At 60.3% G+C, this 12,539-nt stretch carries 10 protein-coding genes and 1 tRNA gene; 8 read left to right on the top strand and 3 right to left on the bottom strand.

The window, feature by feature from the left end; genetic code table 11:
- Nucleotides 1–125: 125 nt before the first annotated feature.
- From BMX61_RS07085 to BMX61_RS07070, 5 genes are all read left to right on the top strand, one after another.
- The gene (locus BMX61_RS07085; protein WP_075628367.1) at nt 126–1,061 is read left to right on the top strand and encodes a glycosyltransferase family 2 protein; all 936 of its coding nucleotides are present in this window, start codon (nt 126–128) and stop codon (nt 1,059–1,061) included.
- 175 nt (nt 1,062–1,236) lie between these two features.
- Nucleotides 1,237–1,539 (top strand): hypothetical protein, encoded by a 303-nt coding sequence (locus BMX61_RS24265; protein WP_139198886.1) that lies wholly within the window; start codon nt 1,237–1,239, stop codon nt 1,537–1,539.
- Between the two features lie 50 nt (nt 1,540–1,589).
- A complete protein-coding gene (locus tag BMX61_RS07080) occupies nt 1,590–3,839 on the top strand; it encodes a polysaccharide biosynthesis tyrosine autokinase (protein ID WP_170854906.1) in 2,250 nt (749 codons plus the stop codon).
- A gap of 492 nt (nt 3,840–4,331) precedes the next feature.
- Nucleotides 4,332–5,495 (top strand): nucleotide sugar dehydrogenase, encoded by a 1,164-nt coding sequence (locus tag BMX61_RS07075; RefSeq protein ID WP_075628368.1) that lies wholly within the window; start codon nt 4,332–4,334, stop codon nt 5,493–5,495.
- A 239-nt stretch (nt 5,496–5,734) separates the two neighbouring features.
- Nucleotides 5,735–6,496 carry a WecB/TagA/CpsF family glycosyltransferase gene (locus BMX61_RS07070; protein WP_210186269.1) on the top strand — a complete coding sequence of 254 codons (762 nt, stop codon included), beginning with the start codon at nt 5,735–5,737 and terminating at the stop codon, nt 6,494–6,496.
- Between the two features lie 152 nt (nt 6,497–6,648).
- On the opposite strand, the gene BMX61_RS07065 is transcribed toward BMX61_RS07070, so the two are convergent.
- Nucleotides 6,649–7,704 (bottom strand): SGNH/GDSL hydrolase family protein, encoded by a 1,056-nt coding sequence (locus BMX61_RS07065; protein ID WP_170854905.1) that lies wholly within the window; start codon nt 7,702–7,704, stop codon nt 6,649–6,651.
- A 369-nt stretch (nt 7,705–8,073) separates the two neighbouring features.
- Entirely contained in the window at nt 8,074–9,153 is a 1,080-nt protein-coding gene (locus BMX61_RS07060; RefSeq protein WP_075628370.1) for an acyltransferase family protein, read from the bottom strand.
- Nucleotides 9,154–9,652: 499 nt separating this feature from the next.
- Here BMX61_RS07060 and BMX61_RS07055 point away from each other — a divergent pair, with 499 nt between their 5' ends.
- Nucleotides 9,653–10,510: a PhzF family phenazine biosynthesis protein gene (locus tag BMX61_RS07055; protein WP_075628629.1), complete on the top strand. Its 858-nt coding sequence runs from the start codon at nt 9,653–9,655 to the stop codon at nt 10,508–10,510.
- A gap of 132 nt (nt 10,511–10,642) precedes the next feature.
- Here the strand turns inward: BMX61_RS07055 and BMX61_RS07050 are convergent.
- A tRNA-Ser gene (locus BMX61_RS07050) sits at nt 10,643–10,732 on the bottom strand.
- A 360-nt stretch (nt 10,733–11,092) separates the two neighbouring features.
- Between BMX61_RS07050 and BMX61_RS07045 the strand changes: the two genes are divergently transcribed.
- Both BMX61_RS07045 and msrA read left to right on the top strand, forming a co-directional pair.
- Complete coding sequence (locus BMX61_RS07045; RefSeq protein WP_075628371.1) at nt 11,093–11,407, top strand: hypothetical protein; 315 nt, start codon at nt 11,093–11,095, stop codon at nt 11,405–11,407.
- A gap of 360 nt (nt 11,408–11,767) precedes the next feature.
- Complete coding sequence (msrA, locus tag BMX61_RS07040) at nt 11,768–12,415, top strand: peptide-methionine (S)-S-oxide reductase MsrA (protein WP_075628372.1); 648 nt, start codon at nt 11,768–11,770, stop codon at nt 12,413–12,415.
- Nucleotides 12,416–12,539: the final 124 nt, after the last annotated feature.

The following is a 12,539-nucleotide window of genomic DNA, read 5'->3' as shown; positions in this document are numbered from 1 at the left end:
GGTAGCTTTGTCTGCCCGTTTTCATTTTGTTCCTGTGAATTGCAAATTTTTTTACGGCAATTCTTCTCACGGCGTGCAGGATGCTGTATTTCGTGCGGTGCAACAAAATTCACGCGGAGTTGTCAATGTCTTCAATCGACACGGTTGTATGTGTCCCGACCTTCCGGCGTCCGCAATGGATCAAGCGCTGCGTCGAGTCTTTGGGGCGGCTGAACATCGACCGGCCGATCCGTGTCATCGTGGCGGACAATGACTCCGAGCAACAGCAGGGCAAGGCAGCCTGCGAGGCCATTATTGCGGCAGGCTTTGCCCATCCGCTTGAGATCGTCGTGGTCGAGCAGCGCGGCATCGCGCCGACGCGCAATGCGCTGGTTCGTCAGGCGCTGAAGGATCCGGCGATCCAGTGGATCGCGATGCTGGATGACGATGAATGGGCCGAGCCGGACTGGCTCGCGCAGCTTTTGCGTGTGCGTCAGCAGTATGATGCCGATGTCGTCGGCGGCCCGGTCTTCCGCGTCTTCGAAGTGCCGGTTCCCGACTATATCGCCGAGGCCAATCAGCCGGTCTTCGAAAACATGAAAACCGGCCCTTTGGACCTGGTGGATGCCACCAATAACGTGCTGTTCCGGGCCGATCTGTTCCGCGAGATGCCGGAGCCCTGGTTCGACCCGCAATATGCGCTGATGGGCTGCGAGGACAAGGACCTTTTCCTCGGTCTCCGGTTGAAGGGCAAGCGTTTTGCCTGGGCCAGCGAGGCGGTGATCCGCGAGGAAATGCCGGCATCTCGGTCCACGGTAAAGTGGATGCTCCAGCGCGCCTATCGCATCGGTAATACCGACACGATCGTCAACTTGAAGCATCGGCCCCCCGAGTTTACCGTCGTTTCGGAAGCCACCAAGATGAGCGGCGCCATGGCACTTGCGCTGTTCAATATGACGGTCATGGGCTGGAGTGCCGCCAATCGCTTCAAGGGCGCACGTCTTGCTGCCCGTGTCTTCGGCAAGGTGGTGGCGCTGACCGGGCGTCGGCACGAGGAATACCGCGTCATTCACGGGTCGTGATGTCTGGTCGATGTCCTGACGCGGTTTGACCTGCGGCGGTTGCGTGAATTGTGGGCTATATTCCAATGGGGAAGCATGGCACAGTGTTCTGGACAACTTAAGCGCGGGGGAATAGCCTTATTTGTGTCATGAAATTGAGGATAAGGCAGTTTAGATCCTCGAATTGGCACAAAGCTTGCAGCTCATCCGTCGGGTTGCTGCCAGAGTGGCGGATGACCTTGGTTGGGAAGCAATCGGGCGGCGTCGTGCCATTGATGACGACCACCGTTTTCGTCCTGCATGCACATCGATGATCGGATCGCTCAGATGTGGCTTGAGCCTGCCGGGGCTTGCCACGCCTGAGCAAGACGGAAATAAAGCGTTTAAATCGATTCTGGTCGTCTTGGCGGCCTTCGACCTGAAATTCGCGTTCTACCCTTGCTTTGTTGCGCTGCACAATTTAGGTAGGCTCGGATCATTGCGCGTAACGGTTATCTGAGTTTTAACGGAGGCAAAGAACACGTGGAAAAAGTTCAGATAAGCGAGTTCTTGCCGAGCTCCACGGAAACGGCCATCGATTTCAGCCAGATCAGAGCCATCATCCGCCGTCAGTGGAAGATCGTGGCGATTGCCGGCTTCGTCGCGCTGGTGCTCGGGGCTGTCTTCGCCTTCACGGCAACGCCGCGCTACACCGCATCCGCGACCTTGATCATCGACGCGAACAACCAGCAGATCAGCAATCAGATCCTGTCGAATGGCAATCAGAACATGCTGATGGGCCTGAAGGACGACGATGCGACGATTTTGAGCGAAGTCGAAATCCTCAAATCCGAGCGCATCGCCAAGGTCGTCGTCGACAAGCTCGATCTTCTCAATGATCCAGACTTCAACGGTGAAAACGACTCTGCTCTGAAGAAGGGCATCGCTGCCGCCAAGGCTTATGTGCGCTCGCTGGTGAAGCCTGGTAATCAGGAAGAGCTGACGCTCGACGTGCAGAAGCAGAATGCTGCCGATCTGCTGCTCAACAATTTGAATGCCAGCCGTGTCGGTCGCACCCTGCTGCTCGGCGTCGATTACACCTCCACCTCGCCTGAGCTGTCCGCCAAGATCGCCAATGCGGTCGTCGACGCCTATCTCGACGATCAGTTCACCTCCAAGCTGGAATCGACGCGCCGGGCCGGTGACTGGCTTCTGTCCCGCATCAACGATCTGCGCGAACAGTCGCTGCAGAGCGATCTGGCCGTCCAGAAATTCAGGGCTGACAAGGGCTTGATCGCCAGTGGCGGCGAGCTGGTCAGCGACCAGCAGCTGACGCAGATCAACAGCAAGCTGATCGAGGCGCAGAACGAAACGGCCGGCGCGCAAGCCAAGTATCGTGAGATCCAGGCAATCGTTGACGGCCATGAGGTCAACGCAGCCGTGCGCGCGACGCTCGACAGCGACGTCATCAACAAGCTGCAACAGGAATATCTCGATGCATCGCGGCGCGAGGCCGAGATTTCCAACCGCTACGGCGAAAACCATTATCAGGCTGTGCGTCTGCGCGACCAGATGAAGGAATATGAGCGCGTCATGTTCGAGGAGCTGGGCCGTATCGCCCAGACCTACAAGTCGAACTACGAGATCGCGCTTGCCCGCCAGCGCGCGCTCGAGCAGCAGGTCACCACTGCGACCTCGAAGTCCGCGCTTGCCAATGACGACCTCGTGCAGCTGCGCGAGCTGGATCGGACGGCCAGCGCCTACAAGACGCTGTACGAGACCTATCTGCAGCGCTTTCAGGAGTCGACGCAGCGCGAGAGCTTCCCCGTGACGGAGGCCCGTGTGGTCAATCGTGCGGACGTTCCCCAGCTGGCCAGCTATCCGAAGAAGCCGATCATCATGATCCTGGCGCTGGTGCTCGGTTGTGGCCTTGGTGCCATGGTCGGTGCCGTTCGCGAGGTGGGCGAGCGCTTCTTCCGGACCGGCGAACAGGTTCGCGAGACGCTCGACGTCGAGTTCCTCGGCCAGATCCCGCGTGTCGAGGACGAGCCTCTGCGGCAATCGCGTGATGAGCCGACGGCGCGCAACGCCATCATCAATCACTCGTCGATCGACCGCTTCGCGATCGACAAGCCCTTCTCGTCCTTCACCGAGACGATCCGCGCCGCCAAGATCGCGGTCGACTTCATGGCCAAAGGCCAGGGCGGCAAGATCGTCGGCATCGTGTCCGTTCTGCCTGGCGAAGGGAAATCGACCGTCGCCGTGAACTTTGCCCAATATCTCGCCAAGCAGGGTGCGCGGACGCTGATTATCGATGCGGACTTGCGCAATCCCGGTGCCACGCGCGCCATCGGGCGGCATGCACAGAACGGAATTTTCGAGGTTCTGCGGGAAAATGCGCCCTTCCGTGATGTGGTCCTGACCGATCCGGAAACCTCGCTGAACTTCCTGCCTGCCGTGTCGAAGCATCGCATCCCCTTCTCGGCCGAGCTGCTGTCGTCGGAGTCGATGGACGAGCTGCTGACACATCTGTCCAAGGTCTATGACTACATCATCCTGGACCTTCCGCCGCTCGGTCCGGTGGTCGATGCGCGCGCTATCAGCAGCAAGATCGGCTGCTTCGTGATGGTGATCGAGTGGGGGCAGACCGCACGTCGTGTGGTGCGTACGGCGATGCAGAGTAATCCGGAAGTTATGCGCAAGTGTGCGGGCGTAGTCCTGAACAAGGTCGATCTGCGCAAGCAGGGCCTGTACATGCACCAGGACGATGGCTTCTATCAGAACAGCCGGTACAACACCTATTATACCGACGACAAATAGGGCTCTTGACGCTCCGCTCACTGATGGGTCGGAGTGTCAAATACAGGCGCTCTCTTTAAGACAACGTCCCGGCCGTTCTAGGCCGGGCAAGTCTAATGCCATCCCGCCGGCTGGTTTTCGAGGGTGGTACGGAACAAACAAGACTGTCGGTTGTCAAAGCTCGTTCGCTCACGGCATGAGGCAAGTTCGCGCCGACCAAAACAGGATCATTCTGAATCGCTGCGAGCCGCCCGGGCGGCCTATTGCCATGTATGTTCGCATATTGTGAATTTTTTCTTACATAGTGTTCGCAGCGGATATGGTCGGTGTCGGTCTGGATTGCGAACCAATCCGTAACCATGTAATGTTGCGATGCACAAATTCCGGGTCGCCCACGATGATTGGTCTGTCGGCCCGGCTATTCGCCTGAGACGCACGTGTAGCGGCAAGGATGCGCAGATGGGGACGCGCCTTGTAAAGAGTGACGACCCCGTCTGAAAGAGCGATAAGAGGATGAAGATAGCAGTTGCCGGTCTCGGCTATGTCGGGATTTCGAACGCCATGCTGCTGGCACAGCATCATGAAGTCGTGGCCTTTGATACCAATGCCGAAAAAGTGGCCAAGATCAATGCGGGTGCCTCGCCGATCGTCGATCCTGAAGTCTCCGATTTCCTGCAGCGCGGCCTGAACTTCCGCGCCGCCGTCGACAAGACCGACGCCTACCAGAATGCTGATTACGTCATCATCGCCACGCCGACCAACTACGATCCCGACACGAATCACTTCGATACGCGTTCGGTCGAGGCGGCCATCAACGATGTCTTCGCCGTCAGCCCGAACAGCGTTGTCGTGATCAAGTCGACCATTCCCGTTGGCTACACGCAGAAGCTCCGTGCCTCGCTTGGCAAGGACAACATCATCTTCTCGCCGGAATTCCTGCGGGAAGGCAAGGCGCTGTACGATAACCTCCACCCCTCGCGCATCGTCGTCGGCGAGCGCTCCGACCGTGCGCAGGTCTTTGCCGATCTGCTGCTCGAAGGCGCGGTGAAGAAGGATGTTCAGGTCCTCTTGACGGATTCCAGCGAGGCCGAGGCCATCAAGCTGTTCTCGAACACCTATCTTGCCATGCGCGTTGCCTATTTCAACGAGCTCGACACCTATGCCGAGCGCCATGGCCTCAACACGCGCCAGATCGTCGATGGCGTCTGCCTCGATCCGCGCATCGGGACGCATTACAACAATCCCTCCTTCGGCTATGGCGGCTATTGCCTGCCCAAGGACACCAAGCAGCTTCTCGCCAACTACCAGGATGTGCCGCAATCGCTGATCAGCGCGATCGTCACCGCCAATACCACGCGCAAGGACTTCATTGCAGACAGCATTCTGCGCCGCCAGCCAAAGCGCGTCGGCGTCTATCGCTTGGTGATGAAGGCCGGCTCGGACAATTTCCGCGACTCCTCGATCCAAGGGATCATGAAGCGGATCAAGGCGAAGGGCGTGGAGATCGTCATCCACGAACCGGCTTTCGAAGGCACGCATTTCTTCAATTCCCCGCTCGTGCAGGATTTGGAGGAGTTCAAAAAGACCTGCGATGTCATCATCGCCAACCGCTTCGCTCCGGAACTCGGTGATGTCAGCGACAAGGTCTACACCCGCGATCTGTTCGGATCGGATTGATAAGTGATGGTGTGCGGACCATCTGAGGCGTTTCGCTTCGGTGACGTGCTGCCCCGTGACCGAGCCTGCGGCGCCGCCTCGCGCCGCAGGGAGTAGCAGGAGCCGAGCCGGCTCTGACATGTCGTTGTCATAATCCGACTGCAAGGCGTCAGGCAGATGCGGATGAGGGCCGGTATGATAGGAAATACGAACAAGCGCGTCGGCTCGCAGTCGGTCGCGCCGCCAGCGGAGTTTTGTCGATGATGAAGACCAATCGTGTTTTGATCGGTGGTATCCCGACGGATTGCGTATCCACGCAAGACCTGATTGCCATGATGGAAGCTCCATCGACGGAACAAGGCGCGAAGCTGCTCTTTGACATTAACGGTCATGGGCTGGCGCTGGCGTCCTCCGACAAGGCGTATCGCGAAGATCTGCTGAAGGCGGATGTCATCCATGCCGATGGCCAGCCTTTGGTTATTGCGTCGCGCATGCTGACCCGTTCGCCGATCCCGGAGCGGACCGCCACGACCGACCTGTTTCACGATTGCGCCCGCGCCGCCGAAATCAGCGGCAAGAGCTTCTACCTGCTGGGTGGAACCAAGGATGTGGTGACGGCCTGCGCTGCCAAGATGCAGGCGCTCTATCCCCGCCTCAAGATCGTCGGCGTTCGCGACGGCTATTTCTCGGAGAGCGAAGAAGAGGCGGTCTGCCGCGACATCAACGAGTCGGGCGCAGACATCGTCTGGGTCGGTCTCGGCAAGCCGAAGGAGCAGAGCTTCTGCGTGCGCAACCGCCACCGGATCAACAAGGGTTGGCTGGTGACGAGCGGCGGCTGCTTCAACTATGTCACCGGGCATTACAGCCGCGCACCGCAATGGATGCAGGCCAGCGGTATGGAATGGATCCACCGCATGCTCACCCAGCCGCGCAAGCTTGGCTGGCGCTATTTCTCCACGACCCCGGTCGCGCTCTACCTGATCTGCGCGCGCACGGGCGACCTCAAGGCGCAAAACGGCTGACGCCCATAAGGCCAAGCCCACGCCGCTGGCTTCGAAAAGGAGGCAGCGGCGCTTGGCATTATCCTTGAGCATGGGCGTATATGAGCGTCCCGCCCCTGGAGGCTACACAGACAGCTCCGTACCGAGCGACGAGGCCCTGTCGCTTGTTATCGTTACGGAAGGACGCCGATCCCGAAGAGGCCGAAGGCCGGAGTGCCGGGCGCGTTGTTGGCGCGGCTGAGGCTGAAGCGGTGCCGGCCGCGTGGCAGCTCCAGACCTGCACTCACGATATTGCGGCGCGGTTGCGTCCTGAGCGTGACGCTGACTTTGGGGCGCTCATCGATCACGAGACTCACTTCGGCCGGATCGTCATTGGCCAACATCATCATCGCCACGAGACCCGTCCCCTCCCAGTCGAGCGTGAGCGCGGACGCGTCCGGCTGCGCGGCGCGCCACGCCATGTGGCCCAGCAGGATGGGGTTGAGGTTGTTATTCTTGACGAGTTCCCAGCCCTTCCGTGCTGTCGGCTGAAGCGCCTGGGCGTCGATCCATCGGGCCTTTTCGAAATGCGTGGGCGCAAGCGGCGCCGGCTGCCCCCCGACCTGCGCGGCGCCAGCCGGGGCGTGCCGAAGCGCCTCAAGCGATGCCGTGACCAGATCGGCCGTGATCTGATGTCCCTGATCGTTCGGGTGGACGATATCGACCAGCACATCGGAAGGCTTGATGAGCCCGCGGCTGACTTCCGGCCATATGGCGTCGCGGAAGCTGACCATGGGCAGGCCGTAGTGCTTGCCCACCGCCTGCTGCCAGGTCTGTTCGTTATGGCCGTTGTCATAGCTCATGAACAAAAGCATGACCGCGAGATCAGGCGAGGCGGCCAGCAGGCGCCGCACGAGGCTTTCGAACGGGTCCTGGTCCGTCCAGGCATCATTGACCGCGAATTCGACGATGACCGCGTCGGGCTTCTGCGCCAGCAGGTCCTGTTCCACCCGCAAGACGCCGAAAAGTGAGCCGGTACCGGCCACGGCAGCATTCACCCGTTTGATCCGCGCCTGCGGAAATTGTTTCTGCCACCAGTCGCAGACCAGGGCGAAATAGCCGCGTTCACCCGGCTTGCTGGCGAGCGATCCCGTGGAGATCGAGCCGCCGATGACGCCGAGGACGATCTCCTCTCCGCGCTCGGCCTTTTCGAACAGCTTGCGGAACCGCGCCGGATCGCCCGCGGACACAGCGCTACGCTTGGCGCGGTCTGCCAGCGTGCCGCTATCGGCCGCCAGAACGCTGCTTGCTGCCAGAAGGCCTCCGGTCAAAGCCAAGAGATCGCGACGCCGCATCCTGTTCTCCTATTGTCTGATATCGGTCGAGCCGTGCCAGCGCGGGATCGAAATCGGCGCGACACCGCCTGCATCCGGCCGGAGCCGTACAAAGGCGGCATCCGGGTAACGTTCAGCCGGGCGGTGGGCCCGGCTGGCGCGGCATCCTGCAGGCAAGTCAAGCCAAGAGACCGCTGCCCCTTGAGCATGTCCGATGATCAAAGGACCACCGCACACGCTCTAGACGCCGCCGACCATGATCTTTCACGCCGAATGTGGCGCGGCTCAGGCGGGAACGGGTGCGCGGCGCCGTTTGTAGAGATCAAGGAAGGGCTTTTCGAAGACGAAATAGCACAAAAGGCCGAAGGTCAGGGTCACCGCGATGCCGATCAGCGCCAGCGGAAGGTAGATCGCCACACTCGTCACATCGAAGACACGCTTGCCGACGGCCCAATATGCGCCCAGCGGGAACAGATGGAAGAGATAGATGGAATAGGACGCGTCGCCCAGCAGCTTCATCGGCGCGACGGTCGGCAGCCTGTCTTGCAGTTCAAGGCCGAGGAACAGCGTCACCACCAGACTGCTCATCAAGGACAGGATGAAGTGAACATAAAGCGGCGCCTTGACGATGCTTTCCCACGGCAGCCAGTAATAAAGCGGGCAAAGAACAAGCGCGAGAATGGCCAGCAGCAGCGCGACCGGGCCGCGCACATGCTGAATCAAGCCATGGAGATAGGCTTGCGCCACCAGCGTGCCAAAGATGAAGCCCATCAGGCTGCCGCTGGTATAGAAGCCGGCGACGAAACCGAACTCATGAGCATTGCCAAGCAGCATCAGCCCGCCGAGGATCACGACATGCGCCACGGTGCGCCAGCCAGAGGTCAGGAAGAACGAGCAGGCGAACAGCGCGTAGAAGAAGGCTTCGTAATTCAGCGTCCAGCCAAGATTGAGCAGCGGCGCCTTCGGGTCCTGCGAAGGGATGAAGAGCAGCGACTTGATGAAGCTTTCGACGTCGGGAACCGTCGTGCGGAACTGGTTGGGCATCGCCAGAGCCAGCACCGTGACGAGCAGGGTTGCGGCCCAATAAGGCGGGATGATGCGCATGATACGCCTGCTGGCAAAGCGGAGAGGATCGAAACGTCCGCGCCCGGCAATGACCGTGATGATGAATCCGCTGATGACGAAGAAGATATCGACACCGAAGCGCCCGGTCTTCAGGAGAAACCAGTTTTCCTCCGGCAGCGGCCATTGCAAAGTATGGGTTATCAGAACGGACAGCGCGGCCACCGCACGCAGATACTGGATCGACACCAGCTCTCGCCTGGTGGTGGATGCCTTGAAGATGGTCGCGTCGCTGGCAGTCATTGCCGGCCTCCCTGCCCAAATTGGTTTCTTGCCTCAACGCCATCCGCATGTGTTGCCGAAATGCGCCTATCCGCAGTCTGTCTGCAAGAGTTCATCTCTTGATCAGCGCAACGGCAGGCTTCCCTTGATGACGCGTCTGTATCCCCTAAGACAGCCAGGCTGCTTATTGCGCTGCAAAATAGCCTATGACTTGCGCAATAGGAAGTGACCGAGCCGCCACAACGCACCGTTTCATCAGGCTTTTCTTGCCAAAATTGATCCTCGGCGAGATGCGGCGACGAATAGTGGCATTTTGCCGAGCATATCCGCAAGCATCACGAGCGGGACATATGCGCCGATGACGACGGACGCTGACAAGGTTTGCGCATGCACAAGGGTCGCCCGCTCCCGCACATGTCTCTGAGGACAATGTTTCGGTGATCAATAGGCTGGCCTGGATCTATGCTGGCGACAAGAGCCAGTACGGATACGTGCTGCTCGTTGCAGAAAGGATATGATTTTGGCCCTATGCGTTCATATGGTCGATGTTTTCGGTTCGGGTGCGTTCTCGGGCAATCCTCTGGCCGTCATTACCGGTGCCGAAGGGCTTGAGGCCGAGGAGATGCTGCGCCTGACGCGCTGGTTCAACCTATCAGAAACGACGTTTCTGCTGCCTCCCACTCATCCGCAGGCCGATTATCGTGTGCGGATCTTCACCCTCGATCAAGAGCTTCCCTTCGCCGGACACCCGACGCTGGGCACCTGCCATGCCTGGCTGGAGCATGGCGGTATTGCAAAAGACCACACGGAGATCGTCCAGGAATGCGGGGCAGGATTGATCCGCCTTCGGCGCGGCCCCGATCAGCTCGCTTTCGCCGCACCCCCACGCATTCGCTCAGGTGCGCCCACAGCCGAAGAGCTGGACGAAGCATGCCGCTTTCTCGGGCTCGATGCCGAGGAGGTCGTCGCAGCGGCATGGTGTGACAACGGCCCCGGATGGCTCGGCATCCGTCTCGCCTCCGCCGACCGCGTGCTCGCGCTCGAACCGGCGCGCAGCTGGCCGCGCCATATGGACATCGGCGTCATCGGCCCACAAGCGTGTGGCGCGGAGACGGATTTCGAAGTGCGCGCCTTTTTCAGCGACCCTTCCGGCACGACGCTTGAAGATCCCGTGACCGGAAGCCTCAACGCATCGCTGGCGCAATGGCTGTTCGAAACCGGCGTGACGGAGCACGCCTACATCGCGGCCCAAGGCACCCGGCTCGGCCGTTCCGGGCGCGTCCATATCCAGCGTGAACAAGATGGCCATATCTGGATCGGCGGCCAGACACGCACGCATGTCACAGGGAATTTGGTGGGACTGAGTCGGGAGGCTTAAGAGGGGCCGCACTCCATCGTCAGGACTGCTTGAGCCCGATCAGATTGCCGGCGCGATGGTGATTGCGTCTGCAGAAGGAATGCAGTGTAGCATTGGGCATTTTGAAAAAACGAGCGGAAGCCCAAACATAAATGGCGGACAGAGAGGGATTCGAACCCTCGGTACGCTTTCACGTACACACGCGTTCCAGGCGTGCGCCTTAAACCACTCGGCCACCTGTCCGTCCTGTCGTCCTGGCCGTGGTTTGAGCGGCGAGGCCAGCCTGTTGAGGGGCCGGTTCGGCCGGTTTCCCGGCGGACGGGCGGATATATACCGATCGTGTTCACGAGATCAACCGCTTCGTGACAAGTTTTTGAACTCTTTGATCTCATGCGCCTTTGGAGCGGATTGTCGCATCCGCAGAGCGCGCCTATGTTGAAGCGGTGACAGACGAGGCCGCAGCTGAAGGTCGCAGGTTCCTGGAAATGGAGCCGGGCGGCGAAGCGGCAAGAAGAAGCCTCGATGGCCTCCCTTTTGCCTGGCCATGGCCGGCAGGCAGACGCGGAGCCACGGTCGCGTGAGGAGCATGGGAGGGAGAGGGCGATGCGGTTCTTGATGCGCGTGATGAGTTTCCTGGCCCTGGTGCTTGCCGTCGTGCTGGCAACGGTCGATGCGTTGCAGTCCGTGGCTGCGGCCGCTCCGGTTTTCATGCCGCTGTCCGAGGCGCTTGCAGGTTTCGGCAATACGGGCCTGTCGCTGGTGCAGGCCTTGGAAAGGCCGCATCCTGACATGGCCTTTGTCGATCCGATGCTGCGCATGGCGCTGATGCAGCCGGCCACCGTGATCTTTCTCGGCCTGTCCCTTTTGTTCTGGATGGCTGGCTATGTTCGTCCGCGGCCGCGGACATCGCTGGCCTGATCGACGATATCAGGGCGTTGGCTTCGCCCGCACGACTGTATCCAGCCTTTTGAAACCTGCCTCTTGGTTGTTCAGTCCTCGCGTCCCGGCCCGTTGAAACATGAGGGGCGGAGGGCCATTTGAAAGGCACGTCTCATGTCTCTCTTGTGCAAGGCGCAGCTTGGCTGGATGGCCCCGGGCCCTTCTGTGGTTTCAGGGCAATGCAGCCGGAGCGAATGGGCCTTGGGGATAGAGGCGAGGTGCACAAGCTGCCAGCCAGCCCAGGAGCGCGGATGGTGCGGCAAGAGTCACCTCATCGTCGCCAGCCGGCAATGCAGCACGAGAGCGACATACACGAAACCAGAAGAAAGGCGTGAAGCCATGCTGTTTTCCGAACTGTTCAACAAGAAGATCGAGATGCCGGCGCCAGGGTCTGTCCTGCCGGGGCGCGATACGCCGATCCCGACGGCCGATACGCATTTCGTCAATGGCAAGCCGTTACATGGTCCCTATCCCGAGGGCATGAAGAGCGTGCTGCTCGGCATGGGCTGCTTCTGGGGCGCGGAGCGATTGTTCTGGAAGATCCCAGGTATCTATGTCACCGCGGTCGGCTTTGCCGGCGGCTCGACGCCCAATCCCACCTATCGCGAGACCACGACGGGGCTGACAGGTCATACCGAAGTCGTGCGTGTGGTCTACGACCCGGCAAAGGTCAGCTTTGCCCGGCTTTTGAAGACCTTCTTCGAGGAGCATGATCCGACCCAGGGCATGCGCCAGGGCAATGATGTCGGCACCACCTATCGCTCTGCCATCTATGTGGAGAACGAAGCGGACCTGGCAGAGGCCAAGGCGGTGCGTGCGGCCTATCAGGCAGCGCTCGATGAGGCCGGGCGGCCAGCACGCATCACCACGGAGATCGCCATGGCCGGACCCTTCTTTTTTGCCGAGGAGGAGCACCAGCAATATCTCGCCAAAAATCCTGGCGGCTATTGCGGCCTGCGCGGCACGGGTGTTTCCTGCGCGGTGTAACGACGAGAGAAGACAAAGCCTCTCAAAAGGCGGTGGCGCTCGATGCTGCCGCCTTTTTCGTTTCACAGACCCGGTCGCGATTGAAAGCATGAGCGCATCGCGGTAAACATGACTGATCCGGAAT

The sequence above is a fragment of the Xaviernesmea oryzae genome (genome assembly GCF_900109605.1).
GTDB lineage: Bacteria > Pseudomonadota > Alphaproteobacteria > Rhizobiales > Rhizobiaceae > Xaviernesmea > Xaviernesmea oryzae.
Note: the sequence above shows the minus strand (reverse complement) of the source record. Positions and strands in the feature narration are given on the sequence as shown.

Bases quoted from the DNA above. Each gene is read 5' to 3' on its own strand.
- BMX61_RS07085 (WP_075628367.1), top strand. From the start codon at position 126: ATGTCTTCAATCGACACGGTTGTATGTGTCCCGACCTTCCGGCGTCCG.
- BMX61_RS07075 (WP_075628368.1), top strand. From the start codon at position 4,332: ATGAAGATAGCAGTTGCCGGTCTCGGCTATGTCGGGATTTCGAACGCC.
- BMX61_RS07070 (WP_210186269.1), top strand. From the start codon at position 5,735: ATGATGAAGACCAATCGTGTTTTGATCGGTGGTATCCCGACGGATTGC.
- BMX61_RS07060 (WP_075628370.1), bottom strand. From the start codon at position 9,153: ATGACTGCCAGCGACGCGACCATCTTCAAGGCATCCACCACCAGGCGA.
- BMX61_RS07045 (WP_075628371.1), top strand. From the start codon at position 11,093: ATGCGGTTCTTGATGCGCGTGATGAGTTTCCTGGCCCTGGTGCTTGCC.
- msrA (WP_075628372.1), top strand. From the start codon at position 11,768: ATGCTGTTTTCCGAACTGTTCAACAAGAAGATCGAGATGCCGGCGCCA.